The 19,317-nt window shown below is 70.3% G+C and carries 15 protein-coding genes; 7 read left to right on the top strand and 8 right to left on the bottom strand.

Annotation, left to right across the window (positions count from 1 at the left end; all coding sequences use genetic code 11):
• Nucleotides 1-100 precede the first annotated feature (100 nt).
• Both D7Y04_RS35485 and D7Y04_RS35480 read left to right on the top strand, forming a co-directional pair.
• Nucleotides 101-2,380 (top strand): TonB-dependent siderophore receptor, encoded by a 2,280-nt coding sequence (locus D7Y04_RS35485; RefSeq protein WP_233601726.1) that lies wholly within the window; start codon nt 101-103, stop codon nt 2,378-2,380.
• Between the two features lie 39 nt (nt 2,381-2,419).
• Nucleotides 2,420-3,100 (top strand): Fe2+-dependent dioxygenase, encoded by a 681-nt coding sequence (locus D7Y04_RS35480; protein WP_120598984.1) that lies wholly within the window; start codon nt 2,420-2,422, stop codon nt 3,098-3,100.
• 3 nt (nt 3,101-3,103) lie between these two features.
• Here the strand turns inward: D7Y04_RS35480 and D7Y04_RS35475 are convergent, their stop codons facing one another.
• A complete protein-coding gene (locus D7Y04_RS35475; protein ID WP_120598985.1) occupies nt 3,104-3,565 on the bottom strand; it encodes a universal stress protein in 462 nt (153 codons plus the stop codon).
• Nucleotides 3,566-3,711: 146 nt separating this feature from the next.
• On the opposite strand from D7Y04_RS35475, the gene D7Y04_RS35470 reads away from it, so the two are divergent.
• Nucleotides 3,712-4,587 (top strand): SDR family oxidoreductase, encoded by an 876-nt coding sequence (locus D7Y04_RS35470; RefSeq protein ID WP_121762189.1) that lies wholly within the window; start codon nt 3,712-3,714, stop codon nt 4,585-4,587.
• 23 nt (nt 4,588-4,610) lie between these two features.
• Here D7Y04_RS35470 and D7Y04_RS35465 read toward each other — a convergent pair whose 3' ends face one another.
• The 7 genes from D7Y04_RS35465 to truD form a co-directional block, all read right to left on the bottom strand.
• Entirely contained in the window at nt 4,611-5,396 is a 786-nt protein-coding gene (locus tag D7Y04_RS35465; protein ID WP_120598987.1) for a serine protease, read from the bottom strand.
• 277 nt (nt 5,397-5,673) lie between these two features.
• Complete coding sequence (locus D7Y04_RS35460; RefSeq protein ID WP_121762188.1) at nt 5,674-7,164, bottom strand: FAD-dependent oxidoreductase; 1,491 nt, start codon at nt 7,162-7,164, stop codon at nt 5,674-5,676.
• Nucleotides 7,161-8,507, bottom strand: coding sequence for a 2Fe-2S iron-sulfur cluster-binding protein (locus D7Y04_RS35455; RefSeq protein ID WP_120598989.1), 1,347 nt, complete (start codon nt 8,505-8,507; stop codon nt 7,161-7,163). Before D7Y04_RS35455 ends, D7Y04_RS35460 begins: the two co-directional genes overlap by 4 nt.
• Nucleotides 8,508-8,716: 209 nt before the next feature.
• Nucleotides 8,717-10,249 (bottom strand): polymer-forming cytoskeletal protein, encoded by a 1,533-nt coding sequence (locus D7Y04_RS35450; RefSeq protein WP_121762214.1) that lies wholly within the window; start codon nt 10,247-10,249, stop codon nt 8,717-8,719.
• Between the two features lie 8 nt (nt 10,250-10,257).
• Nucleotides 10,258-10,764 carry a hypothetical protein gene (locus D7Y04_RS35445; RefSeq protein ID WP_120581561.1) on the bottom strand — a complete coding sequence of 169 codons (507 nt, stop codon included), beginning with the start codon at nt 10,762-10,764 and terminating at the stop codon, nt 10,258-10,260.
• Nucleotides 10,761-11,339 carry an RNA polymerase sigma factor gene (locus D7Y04_RS35440; RefSeq protein ID WP_370457290.1) on the bottom strand — a complete coding sequence of 193 codons (579 nt, stop codon included), beginning with the start codon at nt 11,337-11,339 and terminating at the stop codon, nt 10,761-10,763. Before D7Y04_RS35440 ends, D7Y04_RS35445 begins: the two co-directional genes overlap by 4 nt.
• A gap of 90 nt (nt 11,340-11,429) precedes the next feature.
• Nucleotides 11,430-13,088 carry a tRNA pseudouridine(13) synthase TruD gene (gene truD / locus D7Y04_RS35435; protein WP_120600180.1) on the bottom strand — a complete coding sequence of 553 codons (1,659 nt, stop codon included), beginning with the start codon at nt 13,086-13,088 and terminating at the stop codon, nt 11,430-11,432.
• Nucleotides 13,089-13,158: 70 nt separating this feature from the next.
• On the opposite strand from truD, the gene D7Y04_RS35430 reads away from it, so the two are divergent.
• The 4 genes from D7Y04_RS35430 to D7Y04_RS35415 all read left to right on the top strand — a co-directional run bounded on the left by D7Y04_RS35430 (nt 13,159) and on the right by D7Y04_RS35415 (nt 19,274).
• The gene (locus D7Y04_RS35430; protein ID WP_121762187.1) at nt 13,159-14,094 is read left to right on the top strand and encodes a hypothetical protein; all 936 of its coding nucleotides are present in this window, start codon (nt 13,159-13,161) and stop codon (nt 14,092-14,094) included.
• Between the two features lie 127 nt (nt 14,095-14,221).
• Nucleotides 14,222-15,895, top strand: a complete 1,674-nt coding sequence (locus D7Y04_RS35425; protein WP_121762186.1) for an adenylate/guanylate cyclase domain-containing protein — start codon at nt 14,222-14,224, stop codon at nt 15,893-15,895.
• A gap of 17 nt (nt 15,896-15,912) precedes the next feature.
• Nucleotides 15,913-18,261, top strand: a complete 2,349-nt coding sequence (locus tag D7Y04_RS35420) for a serine/threonine-protein kinase (protein WP_121762213.1) — start codon at nt 15,913-15,915, stop codon at nt 18,259-18,261.
• Nucleotides 18,262-18,293: 32 nt separating this feature from the next.
• Complete coding sequence (locus D7Y04_RS35415) at nt 18,294-19,274, top strand: hypothetical protein (RefSeq protein WP_233601725.1); 981 nt, start codon at nt 18,294-18,296, stop codon at nt 19,272-19,274.
• Nucleotides 19,275-19,317 lie beyond the last annotated feature (43 nt).

Raw genomic sequence — 19,317 nt, 5'->3', positions numbered from 1 at the left:
CATTCTCATTTAGGCAGTGCTTCCCATCCCGAGGGGATTCGTGTCCACAGCTAAGCCCGGTCGTACTGGTGTCCGCTCTTCCAATGGCAACCCTGGAGGCGTGCGCGGCACGCTCTGGCCCTGGGGCCCCGCTGCCGTGGGTCTCGCCTCCGCGCTGGCCGCGGGTGGCGCGGTGGCGCAGGAGACGCCGGTGACGGGCGAGACGTCCGCGCCGGTGCAGGAGTCCCGGCCGGCGGAGAACGCCCCCGTGGGCCACGATGCCCCGTCCCCCGAGCGCACCCCGGAGTCCGCGCCCACTGGCGCGCCCGAGGCGCAGGCCGGTCAGGACGACGCGTACGTCCTGCCGGAAGTGTCCGTGGAAGGTGAGACGGAGAAGTACAACGTCACCGAGCCCAGCCTGGCCCGCCTGCCGCGGCCGCTGGTGGACACGCCGCAGACCATCACGGTGGTGCCCGAGCGCGTGATGGAGGAGCAGCAGGCGACGACGCTGCGCGATGCCCTGCGCAACGTGTCCGGCATCACGGTGACGGCGGGCGAGGGTGGCCGCCAGGGTGACTCCTTCTCGCTGCGCGGCTTCTCCGCCCAGACGGACACGCTGCGCGACGGCGTGCGTGACCTGGGCTGGTTCACCCGCGACACGTTCAACCTGGAGGGCGTGGAGGTCTACTTCGGCCCGTCGTCGGTGCTGTTCGGCCGCGGCTCCACGGGCGGCGCCATCAACCTGGTGACGAAGAAGGCGCGCAAGGGCTCCTTCACGGACCTGCGCCTGTCGGGCGGCACGGCGCCGACCGGCCGCATCGAGGCGGACGTCAACCAGGAGCTCTCCGACAGCGTGCAGTTCCGCGTGAGCGCCGTGGGGCAGCTGGCGGGTGTCGCCGGCCGTGACATCGTGAAGGAGAACCGGGCGGGCATCGCGCCGTCCGCGCGCTTCCAGCTGGCGGACAAGCTCGCCCTGGAAGTGGACTACTTCTACCAGCATGAGAACAGCGTGCCGGACTACGGCCAGCCGTACTTCAACGGCTACCCCGTGGGCGTCACGCTGGACGTGCCCCGTGAGAACTTCTACGGCGTGAAGGACAGCGACACGGAGATCGTCAACGTCCACATCGGCTCGGCGCGCCTGCTGGCGGACCTGGGCGACACCTTCCGCCTGACGAACACGCTGCGCTACGGCGGCGTGAACCGCTTCGCCCGGCCCACCGCGCCGCGTGGCCTGACGCCGGCCCTTCCCGCGAACCCCACCACCATCGGCCGCCAGCGCTTCGAGACGACCGCGGACAACATCTACTTCGCGGACCAGCTGGACGTGCGCGGCGTGTTCAACACGGGCTTCCTCAAGCACACCGCCAACTTCGGCCTGGACATCTCCCGCGAGCAGCGTGAGCAGGGCCGCGCCAACCTCACCACGGCGACTGGCAACCTGCCCGCGGACCTGTTCGATCCGGACAACAGCCCGGACCTGTCCGGGGTGACCCGCGTCCCGGCCGCCACCAACTACAGCCGCCAGTGGAACCTGGGCGCGTACGCGTCGGATCAAATCCAGATCGGCAAGTACGTGGAGGTCCTGGGCACCCTGCGCCTGGACAACCTGCACAGCGACTACGAGACCATCGCCGCGAACGGCACCGTGGCCGCCTTCGAGCAGGAGAACAGCCTGTTCAACTGGCGCCTGGGCCTGGTGCTCCACCCGGCGGAGAACACCAGCGTCTACGGCATGTACGGCACGTCCCAGAATCCGAGCGCGGAGCTGGCGACGCTGTCCAACGACACCGTCACGCTGGATCCGGAGAAGAACGAGACCTTCGAGATCGGCGCCAAGTCGGACCTCATCAAGGAGCGCCTGAGCGTCAACGCCGCGCTCTTCCGCACCAACAAGCTGAATGCGCGCGTGCCGAACTCGGATCCGGACGGCCCGCCCACGGTGCTGGAAGGCAAGCAGCGGGTGCAGGGCTACGCGCTCGGCATCGCGGGTTCGCCGGTGCGCCGCTGGAACGTGTTCGCCAACTACACGTTCCTGGACGCGAGCATCCGCGAGCACAGCAATGAGTTCCTGGTGGGCCAGCGCCTGGTGAACACGCCCAAGCGCAGCTTCTCGCTGTGGACCACGTACGCCATCCTGGACAACCTGTCCGTGGGCGGCGGCGCCACCTACCAGGACGTGGCCCCGGTGAACAACCCGGCCAACGCGACGGTGCTGCTCACCAAGGTCCCCAACTTCTGGCGCTTCGACGCGTTCGCGTCGTACAGCATCAAGAAGGTGGACCTGCAGCTCAACGTCTACAACCTGACCGACAAGCTCTACTACGACTCGTACTACGGCGGTCAGGCCGTGCCAGCGGACGGCGTTTCCGCCCTGCTGTCCGCGCACGTGCGGTTCTAGTCGCGCGCAATTCCTGCCGGGCGTAGGAGGACGTTCATCATGATGGTGCACATCCCGCAGGTCCTCACGCCCGAGCAGGTGGCCCACTGCCGCGCCGTCTTCGACAAGGCGGCGTGGGAGGATGGCCGGACCACCGCCGGCAAGCAGTCCATGCAGGTGAAGAAGAACCTCCAGCTGCCGGAAGGCAGCCCCGCTGCCCGGGAGCTGGGGGACCTGGTGCTGGCCGGCCTGGAGAAGAGCCCGCTGTTCATCTCCGCCGTGCTGCCCCAGCGCGTCTTCCCTCCGTTGTTCAACCGCTACGAGCACGGGATGGACTTCGGCTCGCACGTGGACAACGCCATCCGGCCCATCCTGGGCACCAACCAGCGCATCCGCACGGACGTGTCCGCCACGCTCTTCTTGAGCGACCCGGACAGCTACGACGGCGGTGAGCTGGTGGTGGAGGACACCTACGGCAACCACGCGGCGAAGCTGCCCGCGGGGGACCTCATCGTCTACCCGTCCACCAGCCTGCACCACGTCACGCCGGTGACGCGCGGCGTGCGGCTGGCGTCGTTCTTCTGGATCCAGAGCATGATCCGCGACGCGGGGCAGCGCTCGCTGCTCTTCGACATGGACACGTCCATCATGCAGCTCACCCGCGAGGTGCCCAAGAGCCCCGCGCTGGTGATGCTCACCGGCGTGTACCACAACCTCCTGCGCCAGTGGGCCGAGCCCTAGCCGTTACTCCGGGCTGACGTGCAGGGTGAGCACCGGGCACGCGGCGCGGCCCACCACCTTCTGCGCCACGCTGCCCAGCAGCATGCGGGTGAGCCCCTTGCGCTGGTGCGTGCCCATCACGATGAGGTCGTACTTCCCGCGCTCGGCCTCCTCCAGCACCACGTTGCCCGCCTCGCCAATCACCACGCGGTGGGACAGGGCGACGGGCGCGGTGCCGTCCACCTTGCGCAGCAGCGCCTCCAGTTCCTTGCCCGCGGTGTCGCGCGCCATCGCCTCCAGCGAGTTGGCGTCCCAGCCGGGTGAGGCCACCAGCAGATCCGGCGCCACGTACTGCGGCGGCTCCCAGGCATGGATGACGTCCACCGTCGCGCCGAAGGGGCGGGCGAGTTGCAGCGCGTAGTCCACGACGGAACGGGACCCATCCTTCAGGTCCACCGGTACGAGGATGCGTGAAGGGCCAGCCATGGGTGTCCTCCTCCAGCGGGAACACTGAACGGTTAATGCCCGCCCGCCGCCAGGGCAAGGGGGCGTGCAGGAGAAGCCGAGCGGCGGGGCGGGCACGCAGGGTGACCCGCGCATGGACACCTTCCTGTCCGAGGTCCTGCCCCCCTATGCGCCCTCCCATCGACAACGGTACCGTGCTCATCATCGGCGCAGCTGGCGGCATCGGCCGCGAGCTTGCCCGGCTGCTCTCTCCACGGGTCAGAACCCTGGTGCTCGTCGCGCGCGACGTGGACGACCTGGGGAGCCTGAGGGAGGAGTTGCTCGTCCGGAATCCCACCTTGGGGGTGATGATCCGCGCGTGCCGGATGGATGATCCGCGCGCGGTGGACGCCCTGTTCGACCACCTGGAGCGCCACTACGTCCGCGTGGACGTGCTCATCAACAACGCGGACTACGCCTCCAGCGGGCTGTACGCGGAGGAGCGCTGGAAGCGCATCGAGGAGCTGGTGCACGCGAATGTGCTCGCCCCGGCCATGATCACCCACCGCCTGCTGGGCCCCATGCTGGAGCGCGGGCGGGGCGGCATCCTCACGGTGGGCTCGGGCGCGGCGCGCTTGTTCCTCCCGGGTGCGGTGGCGTTCTCCGCCACGCAGCGTTTCCTGGACGGCTTCAGTGAATCCCTGCGCCTGGAGCTGAAGGACGCGGGCATCCCCGTCACGTTCGTGGCCCCCGGTCCGCTGGCGCTGGGGCCGCACCTGGATGGAGAGGTGACGCCGTTCTTCGAACTGTCCCTGCGCCAGTGCGCCCGCGAGGCCCTGGAGGGCTTCGAGCGGGGCGAGGCGCTGGTGTACCCTGGCCTGGGACACCGCTGGGTGATGCGGCTGCTGCGCTTCCTGCCGCGCTCCTTCAAGCGGGGCCTGGGGCGACTGGCGCTGGGCGGCCTCAAGCGGACCCTGCTCCTGAAGCCGACCGGGCCCACCGGAACGGATGCGCCCCCCCAGCGCGTGCTGCTGGCCGGAGGGGAGCCTTCGTCCGTGACGTAGACGTCTGGCGATTTCCTTGGCGACTACAGGCCGATTTCGGCCAGACGCGCCTTCACACGCGTGGCCTTCACGCCGGTGTTGGCCGTGCCGCGGCCCTGCGAGTTGCCGCCGATGCCGATGTGGTGCAGCGCCACCACCTGGTTGGTGGACGTGGAGATGACGGGCGAGCCGGACGAGCCGCCCAGCGTGTCCGCGTCGTAGGAGATGTCCGTGGTGCTGTAGTTGCCGTTGAGCACCTTGCCCGGCGAGGACTTCTTCGTCGGCACGCAGGACGACGTCGTGTAGTAGTCGCAGTTCTGGTTCACGACGTACACGGTGGCGTTCGTCGCCGCGTTGGCGGTGGCGACGGTGAGGAAGCCGTACACCTGGCCGGGCAGCTGGCCATTGACGGCCGAGCAGCGCAGCGCCGTCATGTCGTCACCGCTCCACGTCTTGATGAACGTGGCGCACGGGTACCAGACGCGCGAAGCGGACGCGACACCGTCCTCGTAGTTGAACGACACGCGCGCGCCCACCGCGTCCGCGCTGCTGCCGACACAGTGGTTGTTGGTGATGATGACGTCGTTGGACACCAGCCACGCCGTGCAGCGGCTGCCCACCGCGGGGATGGAGAGGTAGCCCACCGCCAGGGACCTGGTGCGCTGCGTGCCCGTGAGGGACGTGGCGCTCACCCAGTTCAGCGAGCCCACGATGACGTTGGACTCCTGCGACGCGAGCGGCTCCGCGTCCGGCACGTCCATGGGCTCCACGGAACCACACGCCGTCAGGCCCATCACCAGCATCGCACCCACGAGCTTCTTCGCGGCCATCACTGAATCTCCCCCCGCGCGGCATTGCGCGGCGCGGGGGGCCTACGCACGCTCCGTGCCAGTGCGCCCGTCAGAGGGAGCCCGGCGTCACGTACCCGTGACAGTGGTGCGTGGATGCTCCGTGCAATCCGGTTGCGTTTGTAAAGAAACGTCACAATCCGCGGCGAATCCCCAGCCATCCCGGGAGCTTGCGCGATTTTCCGGGAGTGCCGCTTTTGCGGACATGCGGGTGCTCCCCTGTCCCAGGCGGAGACAGGGGCGGGGAGGGCGGAATTCTTCAGCCGATGATCATGTCCTCGCGCTCGAGGGTGCCTTCCTCGAAGCGGCGGAGGTTGAAGCGGGTGAAGAGCTCGTCGGAGTCACCGGAGGTCATCCACTGGGCCATCCGCTCCGCGACGGCGGGGGCCATCATGAAGCCGTGGCCCACGAAGCCGGACAGCTGCAGCAGGTTGTCCAGGCCGGGGGTGCGCCCGAGGATGGGGTTGTTGTCCGGGGTGACGTCGTAGAGGCCGCCCCACTGGCGCAGCACCTTCACCTGTCCCACGTGCGGCAGCTGCTCGGTGAGGGCCTGGGCGAAGCGGGCCACGAAGCGCAGGGTGCTGCCCATGTTGGGGCCGGCGGGCTCCTTCGGGTCGCCCATGCCGCCCACGATTTCACCGCGCATGGACTGGCTGAAGTACAGGCCCGTGTCGAGCACCGACACCAGCGGCGACAGGAAGGGCTTGAGCGGTTCGGTGCTGAGGATTTCGTGGCGGTGCGGTTCGTTGGGCAGCGTCACGTCCGCTAGCTTCGCCACCTGCGGGCTCCACGCGCCGGAGGCGAGCACCACGGTGTCGCAGGCGATGTCGCCCCGGTCCGTCTTCACCTTGCGCACCTGGCCGTTGCTCGTCTCGAAGCCGGTGACGTTGGTGTACGTCTCCACCTTCACGCCGCGCTTCACGCAGCCCTGCGCGTAGCCCCACAGGAAGGCCCAGGGGAAGATGACGCCGTCCTCCGGGTTGTAGGCCGCCGTCACGCAGTCCTTCATCGTGAGGTCCGGGACGATGTTCCGCGCCTCGTCCGCGGTGATGATGCGCGTGGGCACGCCGTACTTGTTGTGCAGGGCGGCGTTGCGATCCAGGCGGTACGCGGTGTCCTTGCGCTTGGCCAGGAACAGGTAGCCACCCTGGCGCAGCCACACGTTGACGCCCAGGTCGCGCGCGAAGCCCTTCATCAAGTCGATGGAGCGCTTGGCCAGCTCAATCAGCGCCGGGGTGCCCCACTGCATGCGCACGCCGCCGCCGTTGCGGCCGGACGCGCCCGCGCACAGGTAGCCGCGCTCCAGCACGACGACGTCCGTCTCACCGCGCAGGGCCAGGTTGTACGCCAGCGACAGGCCCATGATGCCGCCGCCGATGATGACCACCTTCGCCTTCTGCGGCACCGGCCCTTCCGGGCGCAGCGCGGACGGGAAGTGCTCCAGCTCCTGGGGCACGCCGCCCACGGGCGGGACGGACTCGTCCACGGGAGCGCTGGCGAGCACGCGCAGCTCCGTGGGGTACAGCGGCGGGCGCGGCGTGAAGGGCACCACGCCCTCCGACTTGAGCGCCGGGGCCTTCTGCTTGAGCAGCGCGGCCACCGCGGAGTGGCAGCTCTTGCCCTGGCAGATGCCGGTGCCGAAGCCCGTGTAGCGCTTCACCGACTCCACGTCGTGGTAGCCGCGCTCGATGGCGTGCTCCACGTCCGTGACGGTGACGTCCTCGCAGGTGCAGACGAGCGCCTTGCTCATGACAGCCCTCCCATCAGCGCCTGCGCCGCGCGTGCGCCCATGGCCGCCGCGTCCTTCGCCGTACCTACTTTCGCCACGTCGCCCGCGACGAACACGTCCGCCGCCTGCGTGCGCCCGTCCGCGTCCGCATCGACCCGGAAGTGGCCCGCGTCCGCGTCGAACTCCACCTTCGCGCCGCCCTGGCGCGCCAGCTCGAAGCCCGGCGTCACCGGCACGGACACCACCACCGCGTCGCACGACACCTTCTGCTTGCGGCCACCCTGGGGCGTGAAGCTCAGCGCCGTCACGCCGCGCAGGCCGTGGGCCTTGAGCCCATCACCGACGACGGCCTTCGGGTGCGCGTTCGCGGGCAGCGGGCCCTTCAGGTCCACCACCGCCACCACCTCCACGCCGCGCTGGGTGAACAGGTGCGCCAGCGCGTGCAGCTCCGGGCCGTGGCCCACCAGCGTCGCCACCTGGGGCGCCACGTCGTGCTTGCGCAGGAGCAGGCTCGCCGCGCGGCCCGCGATGACGCCGGGCAGGTCGTTGTTCTCGAAGGGGAGGGTGGGGGGATGACCGCCCACCGTGAGCAGGAAGCGCTTCGCGTAGACCTTGAGCAGCCGCAGGTTCGCAGCTTCTTGCGACGCGACCGCCAGGTAGCGGCCGTGCTCGTCGTCATACAGTCCGATGACGGTGGCGTTGCGCACCACGCTGCCCTGCGGGAACGCGGTGGCCTCCGGCACGAAGGGCGCGTTGTCCTCCGGGGCGCCGTGGGCCAGACGTCCGCCCAGGTTCGCGTCGCGCTCGAAGAGCAGGAAGGGCACTCCCTGTCCGGCGAGCACCCGCGCCGCCTCCAGGCCCGCCGCGCCGCCGCCCACCACCGCGACGGAGGTGTGGAAGGTGCGAGGGGGCAGGGGCTCCGGTCCCGCCTGCTTGGGCAACAGACCCAGGCCGGCCAGCTGCCGGGCCACGCGCGCCATCACGTCCTCCGCCACCGGCACGCCCGCGAACATCTCGTGATGGTCCAGGCGCTTGGGGAAGAACCAGTCGATGGTCTCGAAGATGTCCACCTTCGCGGACGGGTACGCGTTCTGCCGCTCCAGCCGCATGCCCTCCTTCGCGGGGGTGCGGCAGGTGTAGACGTTGGGCAGCCCGTCCACGCGCATGAGGCAGTGCGAGCAGGCCGCGGCGAAGCAGTACGGCCCGCGCGGGCGGTGGTACTTCACGGAGCGGGAGAGGACGTTCTCGCCCGCGGCGATGAGGGAGCACGCCACCGGCTCGCCTTCGATGGCGGGGATGCTCTCGCCCTCGAGGTCCACGGTGATGGCCCTGCCGCGCGGGGTTGCGTCTGGGAGGCGTCGCATGGGTGCCGCGCAAAATGGCGCACCCGACGGAGCCGGTCAAAGCCTGTCAGCGGCCGCCCGCCCACCGTCAACACCCCGTGACGACAGCGCAGGTGATGGCGCGCGAGCCCGGCACTTGTTGGAGAAGGAAAAGCCCCACTCCCGGTGCGCTTGGGAGCGGGGCTTCATGATGCGGTGTGGCAATCCGGGGGGCCGTGAGGCCGGGTGCGTCAAACCGGGTGCTCGCTCCGGGGGAAGATGGGCTCCGGCATGCCCCGGCCGCGGTAGCCGAACCGGGTGCGGATGACCGCGCCGAAGGCCAGCGGGTTGAGGATGAGGTTGAGCAGCACGCCCACCACCGGGATGTGGCTGATGAGCAGGATGAGGCCCAGGCCCAGGGCGAGCACCACCGCCTGCGTCTTGCGGCCGCGCATCACCGGCAACCGCGTGCCCACCTCGCTGGCGATGGCCGCGTAGCCCAACGCCGTGCCCAGCATGGAGGCGACCAGGAGGGCGAACGCCACCGGGATGCCGATGAGCGTGATGCACAGGACGATGGTCAGCGGGATGAGGGCCGCCGCGCCGACCAGGCCCACCCAGAAGTTGCGGGCGGGGTTGGCGCGGATCTCATCGCCCAGTTCCTTCATGCGCGCCGGGAAGAACATCTGCCCCAGGAAGCCCAGGCCGAAGAGGAGCGCGAACTGGAGGATGAAGGACGCCAGGCCGCCGCCGCGGCCGTCGTGGTCGTCATCATCGTCGTGGTCCACCGACGCGTCGTGGTTCTGCCCGTCCTGCATGCCGCGCTTGATCTCCCCGGCCACCATGCGGCCCAGGCCCGCGCCGCCGAAGGACTCCAGGCTGCCCTCCACGATGGCGCCGTCCGCCTTCTGCACCTGCCCGCCGAAGGCGGACACGTCGCCCTCCACCTGCGCGTTGGGCCCCAGGATGACGTTGCCGCCGAAGGCGTGCGCGTCTCCCTCCACGTGGCCCTGGATCTCCAGGTTGCCGCCGAAGGCGACCGCGTCGTCCTCCACGGTGCCCTTCACGATGAGGTTGCCGCCGTACACGACGGCGCTCTCCACGGACTCGCCCTCCTTCACCTCCAGGTTCTGTCCGCGCGCCACCACGTCCCGGGCGCCGCGCTTGCCCTTCTTGTGCTTGAAGCTGTCGCGGAAGCTGCGGATCTCCTCGCGGATGCGCTGCTTGGCGGCCTCGGCCTCTTCCTTCGCGGCCTGCTTGGCCTCATCGCGAGCGCGCCTCGCCTCTTCGCGGGCCTCCTCGCGCGCCTCGCGGGCCTCCTCCGGCGTCGCGTCCTCGTCCAGGGTGGGCGGAGCGGGAGGCGCCGGCGGTGCGGGCGGGCTGGCGGCGATGACGGGCGGAGCGACGGGCTGAGTGGGGGCGTTGGCCGTGGGGCTCACGCCGGACTCCTTCTCCTTCGCGGTCAGCGGGCGCAGCGTGAAGATGGAGCCGTCCTGCTCCAGGTGGAGCGAGTAGGCGCGGGCCACGGTGCGCAGGGCCTGCTCGGCGCTGATGCCGCGCAGCCGCACTTCGGCGGGGGTGTCCAGGTCGCCGGTGACGACCAGGTTCAGGCCGCCCTTCTCCGCGATGGTCTTGAGCGCGTCCCGCAGCGAACCGCGGAAGCTCACGTCGATGGTGCGGGCCGGCGCGGTGGCGGCAGCGGCGGGGGCCGGGGCGCCTTCCGCGAGCGCCACGGGGGCGCCGAGGAGGAGGGTCGGAAGCAACAGGCGGGGGAGGATCTTCATGGTCACGCTCAGGCTTCGGAGAGGGACGGAGGAGGGGAGCCGGCCAGGCGCTTCAGGCCGAACAGCGACGTGAACACGACGAAGGCGACGATGCAGGCCACCGCCAGCCCCGCGGTGCTCCACAGGGCGTGCGCACCGCTGAACAGGCCTTCCACGAACGCGCGGCTGTCACGCACGCTGGACGCGAACGCGGTGCCCATGCGGCCGAGCGCCCTGTCGTTGGTGAACAGGAAGCCCAGACCCACGCCCAGGGACGTGAGCAGGATGGCCAGGCCCGTCCACACCTCGCGGCGCTGGGGCACGGGGCTCTCCGCGACGCGGGCCATCACGTTCACGACCAGCGACGGGGGCGGCAGCGGATCCGCCAGCCGGAACAAGTCGTTCTCCAGCAGGCGGTGATCCTCCATCAGGGCCGCGCACGCCTCGCACTCCGCGGCGTGATCCAGGGCGGGGCCCTCGCCGGCCTCCAGCTCCGCGAAGAGGACCTCCAGATCAGGGCAGGGGGTGGGGCTCATCGCGTCTCCTCCTCGGCGGGCGCCATCTTCTTGCGCAGCTTCTCACGGGCGCGGAACAGGCGGGCCATGATGGTCCCGGGCGCGCAGCCCATGATCTGCGCGATCTCCTTCGTGGTGCGCTTCTGGACGTAATAGAGGGCCAGCACTTCACGGTCGTCCACGGAGAGCGTCTCCATGGCGGCCTCCAGTGACTGCCGCTCCTCACGCGCGATGGCCCCGTCCTCCTGGGACACGTCGTTGCTGGGGAGCACCTCCTTCATGGGCTCCAGCTCCTCGGTGCGCACCTTGGTGCGGCGGCGGAGCAGGTCCAGGCAGAGGTTGCGGGTGATGGCGAGCACCCAGAGGTCGAACGGGCGCGAGTCGTCGTACCGGTGGAGGTTCTGGTACGCGCGGAGAAGGGCCTCCTGCGCGACCTCGGCGGCCTCCGCGTCGCTCTGCAAGAGGCGCAGCGCCAGGCCGTACACCGGGCGCTGCACACTGCGAACGAGCGCTTCGAAAGCGGACGGGTCCCCCTTGCGGGCGGCCTGCACGTCCGCCTTCCAGGGGAGCGGGGCGGCGTCCTCAGCCATCAGCATTCCGATGGCCATGGGGAGCGAGTCGAGGGCAAGAGCGTTCACACCCTGGACTACGGGCGCGGCCAAAGGCCATTGCGCCGCCCTCGATCATCACTTCCGCTTCTGTTTTTTCGCGGACTTGGCGGCAGCCAGGCGCTGCTTTTCGGCCTTTTCCGCCCGGCTTTCGGCCTTCACCTGCTTGCGCTGCTTCTGCTTCGCCCGGAAGCCCAACGGAATCTCCGGCTCGGCAGCAGGCGAGGAGGCGGCCTTGACCTCATCCAGGTCCGGCAGTTCCTCGCGGGGCTTGCGGGCAGGCCGGCCGATGCGGCTGGGCGGACGGGCGTCCTTCGCGGGCGGTGCGGCCCGGTCGTCGCGACGGGAGGTGCCCGGACGGGCGGGGCGCTCGGACGTGGCCGGACGCTCGGACGTGGCCGGACGCGTGGTGCGGGGGGCGGCCCGGTCCGCCAGGGTGCGGTGGCGGGAAGGTCCTTCCGAGGCACGCGCGACACTCCGGGCCTCTTCCACCCGGACCTCGTCGCGCTCGGTGGTGACGAGACGCGGGCGCTGCGAGGTGCGGATGTCCTCCTTCGAGTCCTCCGTGTACTCGAAGTGGAACAGGCGCTTGATCACCAGCGTGGCGTACGCGCCCGGGGGCAGCGTGAAGGCCACGTTGACCTTGATGTCGCCGCGGTTCACGTCGTCGTTCTGCGTGCGGCCCACGACGAGCTTGTGCGGGAACATCACCAGCGGGCGCTGCTCGCCCTTGAAGTAGAGCATCCGCTCCGCGCCCTTGATGCGCAGGTCGGGGAGCTTGAGCTTCTCCTTGCCCAGCACCCACGCCATGGCCTCCGCCACCTTCGGATCCTCGAAGGTGGAGTCCGGCCCCACGAGCGGGAAGGTCATCTCACGCAGCGTGTGCAGCACGTCCGGGGTCGCGTCCCGGAAGTGCAGCAGCGTGCCGGCCTGGTAGCGCATGGGGAACATGGCTTCGCGCGGCAGCATCAGCTGGAGGTAGCGCCGGACGCCTTCGTTCCAGAGGAAGCTCTGGTACTCGAAGAGGATCATCGCCCGGTAGTCCGAGTCGATCTGCAGGAACGCACGGAGCCAGTCGCCCGGGTGTTCACGCAGGGAGCGCAGGATGCGGTGGTACTTCTTCGCGCCCTCGAAGGGCACGCGCGCGTCCCACTTGCCCCAGTTGTCGCGCCAGAAGCCCTTCACCTTGGCGTCCTCGGTGCGGTCCAGGTCCGAGGGGCGGGCGAAGTAGTTGTGCAGCGCGGCCTCGAAGTCGCCCCGGATGAGGTCCTTGGCGATGAAGCCCTGGCCGTGCTTGAGCGCGCCGAAGCGCTGGCTGTCGAAGTAGTTCACCACGCCCAGCCGGTTCACCTCCGCGGCGGCCAGGTTGAGCGGCGCCAGCGAGTCGCGCGTGAGGGCACGCACGGTGACGGAGAAGCGGTTGGAGGTGATGTTCCTCGCGGACAGCGGCTTGTCCGTCCGGCCCAGGAACTTCAGGCGCAGATCGGGCTCCTGCATGTCCACGTCCGCGCTGTCCACGGCGATGATCTGCTCGGTGCGGCCCTGCTTGTCCTTCAGGCCGCAATAGCTGATGGCGCCGGGCTTCAGCCCGAATGCGTCACGGATTCGGTTGACTGCGTCAAAGGTGGACAGCTTCTGCTTGTCCATCAGGTAGACGCGATGCTTTCCGCTGGCGACTTCGTCGAAGCGGTAGGACTCCTTCACGGAGAAGTCCTCGGGTTTTTGCTTGATTCGCACGATGCCCCCTTACCACGTGACCGCCCGGATTGAAGCGTTCGCGCTGGAAATGGGCTTAACCTGCAACCCCATGAGAAACCTTCCCGTTCTGCTCCTGCTGGGGCTCGCTGGGCTCTCCGCCGGGTGCGCGACCCCGTTGTCCACCATGCAGACGGCCAAGACGCTCTCTCCGGGCCAGGTCCAGGTGACGGGCAGCATGGGCGTGTTCGTCCCGGTGGGGACGCTGGCGTCGGTGGTGGACGTGGGCATCGACCAGGGGCTCGAGGCGAAGCGGGCCATCGAGGAGGACCGGCCCTACAACCTCACGGAGGAGGACCAGCAGCGCCTGCTGACGGCGGGCCTGGCCCTGGCGGTGGCCCCGCCGGGGGTGAACCCGGAGCTGATGGTGCGGGTGGGGCTGCTGGACGGCTTCGACGTGGGCGGGCGTTACAACGGCAACGCGCTGCGCTTCGACGGCAAGGTGCGCCTGGCCCACGGCGGCCCGGGGCCGCGCCGTTCCTATGACATGGCGCTGGGGCTGGGGGTGTCCAAGTACCTGTTCTCCGGGGCGGTGATGGACGTCCTGGAGGTCGTCCAGTTGGGGGACTTCAGCCGGACCGACGTGGAGGTGCCGCTGTACCTGAGCGCCGAGTACGGCGACGTGTTCAAGCTCTACGGCGCCCCCAAGTACGTCTTCAGCCACACCCGGTTGGACGCCCAACTGGTGGACTTCTCCCAGCAGGGCAAGCCGGTGACGGGCTTCGACGCGAGCCTGCCGTCCGTGGTGAACAGCCACTTCGTGGGCTCCACGGTGGGCTTCGCGGTCGGCTACAAGTACGTGCACTTCTACGCGGAGCTCACCGGGGGCTACGTCTTCTGCAACCCCCACGTCTTCGGGCAGAAGCGGGACCTGGGCGGGATGACCTTCCTGCCGTCCGTGGGCCTGGGCTTCAGGGCCCCCGAGCGCCGCCCAGCCGCGTCCGTGAACCCCGCCGCCCCGGGGACGGTGGCCCCGCCGTCCATATGAGCCACCCGACGGAGGAGGGGACTGACCGGCCGTGCAGGGCGTTGGTGGCCTGGAACCGGGGGGGCTTCGCGAGCGTTCCTTTGGGGCGGAAGGCTCTGGTAGTGTCCGGGCCGGTGAGGATTCGCGCGTGAACCAGGCACCCGCCCCATTCCCGCCCAGGTCCGGGTCGCACCCGCGCGGGCCGCACCTGACGGGGCGGTTCGCGGACGGGTCGCTGGGGGAGTTTCCCCTGGGCCCCACCACGTCGCTCGGCCGCCATCCTTCCAACACGCTGCGGCTGGTGGACCGGGAGGTCTCCAAGGAGCACGCCACCATCGAGAAGGTGGGGCGCGACTTCGTGCTGCGCGACCTGAACTCGTCCAACGGCACCTTCGTCAACGGGCGCCGGGTGACGGGGGAGATGCGCCTGAAGGACGGGGATGAGATCGCCCTGGGCTCCTCCCGGCTCGTCTTCCACAGCGGCGAGGCCCTGCCCGGCGGAAGCAACCCGCCCACGCTGCCGGGCGTGACGGTGGTGGCCAACGCCGTCTCCATGCCGGCCTTCCTGGCGCAGATGGACCAGGTGCCGCAGAACTTCCGTCCGGCCGACCAGGTGACGGACAACGCCGCGCTGCGCCGGGACTACGAGAAGCTGCGCATCGTCCACGAGTTCCACCGGCAGGTGAGCCTCAAGGGCACCCAGGACGACCTGTTCGAACAGATTCTGAAGGTGGCCTTCGAGCTGCTCGCGGCCGACCACGGCGTCATCCTGAAGGTGGGCCCGCAGGGGGAGTTCATCCCGGCCGCGGTGCACCACCGGCAGGGCAAGCAGGTGAACGTCATGCTGTCGGACACCGTGCTCAAGCGCGTGGTGGAGACGGGCAAGGCGGTGCTCACCGCGGACGCCATCATCGACGAGCGCTTCTCCGCCGCGGAGAGCATCGTGGCGCAGGGCATCCGGTCCGCCATGGCGGTGCCGCTGCTCGTCAACGGCGACATCATGGCGGTGCTGTTCCTGGACAGCCGCCAGCAGATCAACGCCTTCTCGGAGAAGGACCTGACCATCCTCTCCGGCATCGCCGCGCAGGCCGGTATCGCGCTGGAGAACGCGGCCCTGGCGGAGCAGATCCGCAACGAGGCGGTGACGCGCGCGGAGCTGTCGCGCTTCCTGTCCAAGGCGGTGGCGGACGCGGTGATCAACGGCGGCACGGAGGACCTGCGCCAGAGCCGGCTCGCGGAGGTGAGCTGCCTGTTCGCGGACATCCGTGGCTTCACCACCCTGGCGGAGAGCGACTCGCCGCAGGAGGTGGTGTCGATGCTCAACAGCTTCTTCACCGCCATGGCGGACGTGGTGTTCCGCTACGAAGGCAACCTGGACAAGTTCATCGGGGACTGCGTGATGGCGGTGTGGGGTCCGCCGTCGTCGCACCCGGATGATCCGGCCCGCGCCTTGCGCGCCGCGCTGGAGATGCAGGACGCCGTCACGGAGCTCAACCGGCAGCGCGTGCTGGACGGCAAGAAGCCCATCGAAGTGGGCATTGGCGTGAACACCGGCCAGGCCGTCGTGGGCTACATGGGCAGCGCGGAGCGGCACGAGTTCACCGCCATCGGCGACACCGTGAACACCGCGTCGCGGCTGTGCGGCATCGCGAAGAGCGGCGAGGTGCTGGCGTCGGAGGCCACGGTGCGCAAGTCCGGGCCGGGCTTCGACGTGGAGGAGCTGCCGGTGCTGCAGCAGGTGAAGGGCAAGGAGAAGGGCGTGCAGACCTTCCGCGTCCACGGCGCGGAGCTGACCACTTCCACCTCCCGCAAGGTGCGCTGACGGTGCGCTCCTCGTCCATGACGACGACCCAGTCGTGCCCCAACTGCGGCACGGTGCACGACACCCGGGTGTACGTGAGCGGCCAGAAGGTGACGTGCCGCTGCGGCATCCGGTTCGAGGTGCGGCGCGCGGACGTGTCCGGCATCCACCGCCCGGCCGAGCCGTCGGGCATCCGGCCGGCCGACAAGGCCCATGACGAAGCAGGCAACGCGGTGACGTTCACGCCGCGCACGGCGGATGAACCGCCAGAATCGATTTCACCTTCCGCCGCTCCGGGTGTTGGAGCGGGCCGGGAGGACTCGGTGGGACAGGAGATCAGGGCCGGCTCCGTCCCAGGGGGCAACGAGATGAACATCCCGCGACCAGATGGCGTGGGGAAGGCGGACGAGGGCGAGGTTTCCGCGGGGGTGGTTCCAGCCACCGTGGCGGGCCGCGACGCCCCTACGTCTGGAGTGGCATTGCCCGCGTCGGGCCCGGTGGCCGCGGAGGCGGTCGGGGCCACGCTGGTGCGCCCGGAGTCGCTGGGGGTGAAGGCCCCGCGCGCGCCGGTGAACACGGGCATCCGCGACATCGAGAACGCGGAGACGATGCTGACGGGCGCGAAGCCCGAGCTGCCCGGCCTGGAGCTCCTGGAGGTGCTGGGGCGCGGCGGCATGGGCGAGGTGTGGCTCGCGCGCCAGCGGTCCCTGGGCCGCACGGTGGCGGTGAAGATGCTGCCGCCCCGGCTGGCGAAGGACGAAGAGTTCGTGTCGCGCTTCGACAAGGAGGCGACCGCGCTCGCGGCCCTGAGCCACCCGAACATCGTGCAGATCATCGACCGGGGCGTGCAGGGCGAGCACTACTACTTCGTCATGGAGTACGTGGAGGGCCAGTCGCTGCGCCACGCGCTGAGCGGCAGGGATCCGATTTCGCCCGCGCAGTCGCTGAAGGTGCTGCTCCAGGTGGCGCGCGCCGTGGAGTGCGCGCACGCGAAGAACATCATCCACCGCGACCTGAAGCCGGAGAACATCCTGCTGGATGGGCGGCTGCACGCGAAGGTGGCGGACTTCGGCCTGGCGGGCATCCGCGAGCCGGATTCGGAGAAGCAGCTCACCGCGACCGCGGTGGCCATGGGCACGCTCAACTACATGGCCCCGGAGCAGCGCCGGGACGCGAAGAACGTGGATGGGAGAGCGGACCTCTTCTCCCTGGGCGTGATGATGTACGAGGCGCTCACGGGCGAGCTGCCCGTGGGCCGCTTCAAGCTGCCGTCCGAGCGCGTGGGAGGCCTGGATCCGCGCCTGGATCCGGTGGTGGAGCGCCTGCTGGAGACGGACCGCGAGGCCCGCTACGCCACCGCCACGGAGGTGTGCGAGGCGCTGGAAGGGCTGGTGACGGCCTCGTCGTCGCCGCACGTGGTGGCGCCCGCGTCGGCGCTGGCGCGCGCGAGGCCCTCGCACGTGCCTCCGATGAAGTCTCCGACGGCCGCCGAGTCCGCCGTGCTGGACACGATCCACGCGGGCTGGGGCCGGGTGCGCACCGGCCTGTCCGTGGTGGGCGGCCTGGCCGTGCTGGGCCTGGCGGTGCGCGCCTTCGTGGGGCCGGTGAGCCTGCGCCTGGGCGACGAGGAGTACGGCCTTGGCCGCCCGAAGCCGCCCCCGCTCACGGAGCTGCACTTCCCGGCCAACACGGAAGGAGAGGTGTTCTCCGGCCTGAGGCTCACGCCGCCCGAGGCCGGCTCGGCCAGCTCCACCCTGGAGCTGGGCTTCGGGCAGGGCGAGGAGGAGATCAACGTCCATAGCGGCACGTGGACGATGGACCAGGGGGAGCTGCGCGTCGTGCAGGCCGGCCGGGAAGCGGACGGCAAGCTGGTGCCGCGCGCGTATCTGGCGCACCGCTACTTCACGAGCGATGACTTCACGGCCGAAGTGCTGATGGACGTGAACCCGCTGGGGAAGCAGTGGTCGGTGGAGGAGGACGGGCAGCACTTCGGCGAGCTGGCGTTCCGCATCCGCGACGTGCAGGTGTCCGTCTTCGCCATCCCCGACGCGGGCATGCGCCTGTCGTGGCGCTACTTCTCCCCGGAAGACGGGCATGAAGTGGTGGGCAACAGCGCCGAGGACACCAAGAACCTGGTCCAGGACGAGATGCCGGTGCCGAAGCAGGGCCCCTTCCTGGTGAAGCTCCAGCTCAAGCGGCTGAAGAGCGGCGTGCGGGTGGACGCCTTCCTCAACAAGAAGCTCTTCGCCTCCAAGGTGTTGCCGGGCTTCGAGGGCCGCGTGGGCAAGCTGGCGCTGGGCTGCCGCAACCTCGAGTGCATCTTCGATGACCTGAAGGTCGTGGGGCCGCTGCAGGAGCGCCCCGTGCGCCGCGTCCCCGGCGAGTAGTCCGCCGCGGCCTTCCGGCAAGGGGATGGGGCTTGCCGCCCCGTCCGCCCGTTCCCACCTTGCTCCCGCCGGGCTCCGTCGTCTCGGGGCCGTCCGGCACGCGGGCGGGGGTGGGCATGGCCGTGGACCTGGGGCGCGTGCTCCTGCTGCCGCTCTGTGGCGTGGGCCTGGCCCTGCTGCTCTGGGCGACCTTCACCCTGGGGCGGACGCCCACGGGCTCGCGGTCGCGCTGGATGCTCGCGGGCTTCGGGGCGCTGGCCCTGGGGCTGGTGCTCTTCGTCCCGTGGATGCGCGGGACGCCGCTGGTGCCCGTGTCGCCGGACGTGCTGGTGAAGGCGCTGGGTGCCGTGCTGCTGGTGCTGGCCGCAGGGGTGTCCGCCCGGGGGGCCCGGGTGCGCCTGCGGGCGGATGCGCTGCGCGGCGCCGCGCCCATGTCACTCGATGAGGCGGTGGAGGCCCTGCGCGCGGGGCGGCCCCCGGGCTTCGGCGTGTACCGGGGCCAGCTGGATTCGGTGGAGACGCTGACGTCACCGGGCGGCGTGCCCTGCGCCTTCTACGACGCGGCGGTGCACGCGGTGGGGACGCACGGCCGGAAGGGGCCGCTCCTGTCTCGTGAGCGCGCGTACTCGCCGGTGCTGATCCTGAAGGGCGAGCGCACGCGGGCCGCAGTGGGCTTCGCGCCGTCCGCGCTGCTGGCGCCGGTGGAGGTGCGCCGCTGCCTGGCGCCGCCCGCGCTCACCCGGGCGGAGTTGCTGGGAGCGCCCGCGCAGGCGCTGACCTGGGAGCGCGTGGGCGTCCCCGGAGAGGCGTGCCTGGTGGTGGGGGAGCTTCAGCGTGGGTCCCGCGACGGCACCTATCAACTGCGCGGGCGCGGCGGGCGTCCGGCGCTGATGGTGCTGGGGGAGGGCGCCACGGGCACCGGCGGGGTGTTGTCCCGCCGGGCCTGGAGGCACTTCGCGGCGGCCGGGGCGCTGTCCCTGGCCGCCGTGTTCATGCTCGCCCGGACCTTGTGAGGCCCGGGCGGGGGGCTCCGGCGCTGAAGGGCGCCGGAGCCGG

It is taken from the genome of Corallococcus sp. AB038B (assembly GCF_003668955.1).
Taxonomy (GTDB): domain Bacteria; phylum Myxococcota; class Myxococcia; order Myxococcales; family Myxococcaceae; genus Corallococcus; species Corallococcus exiguus.
This window is presented reverse-complemented; position numbering and strand designations above follow the sequence as displayed.

Bases quoted from the DNA above. Each gene is read 5' to 3' on its own strand.
- D7Y04_RS35480 (WP_120598984.1), top strand. From the start codon at position 2,420: ATGATGGTGCACATCCCGCAGGTCCTCACGCCCGAGCAGGTGGCCCAC.
- D7Y04_RS35475 (WP_120598985.1), bottom strand. From the start codon at position 3,565: ATGGCTGGCCCTTCACGCATCCTCGTACCGGTGGACCTGAAGGATGGG.
- D7Y04_RS35470 (WP_121762189.1), top strand. From the start codon at position 3,712: ATGCGCCCTCCCATCGACAACGGTACCGTGCTCATCATCGGCGCAGCT.
- D7Y04_RS35465 (WP_120598987.1), bottom strand. From the start codon at position 5,396: ATGGCCGCGAAGAAGCTCGTGGGTGCGATGCTGGTGATGGGCCTGACG.
- D7Y04_RS35460 (WP_121762188.1), bottom strand. From the start codon at position 7,164: ATGAGCAAGGCGCTCGTCTGCACCTGCGAGGACGTCACCGTCACGGAC.
- D7Y04_RS35455 (WP_120598989.1), bottom strand. From the start codon at position 8,507: ATGCGACGCCTCCCAGACGCAACCCCGCGCGGCAGGGCCATCACCGTG.
- D7Y04_RS35450 (WP_121762214.1), bottom strand. From the start codon at position 10,249: ATGAAGATCCTCCCCCGCCTGTTGCTTCCGACCCTCCTCCTCGGCGCC.
- D7Y04_RS35445 (WP_120581561.1), bottom strand. From the start codon at position 10,764: ATGAGCCCCACCCCCTGCCCTGATCTGGAGGTCCTCTTCGCGGAGCTG.
- D7Y04_RS35440 (WP_370457290.1), bottom strand. From the start codon at position 11,339: ATGCTGATGGCTGAGGACGCCGCCCCGCTCCCCTGGAAGGCGGACGTG.
- D7Y04_RS35430 (WP_121762187.1), top strand. From the start codon at position 13,159: ATGAGAAACCTTCCCGTTCTGCTCCTGCTGGGGCTCGCTGGGCTCTCC.
- D7Y04_RS35420 (WP_121762213.1), top strand. From the start codon at position 15,913: ATGACGACGACCCAGTCGTGCCCCAACTGCGGCACGGTGCACGACACC.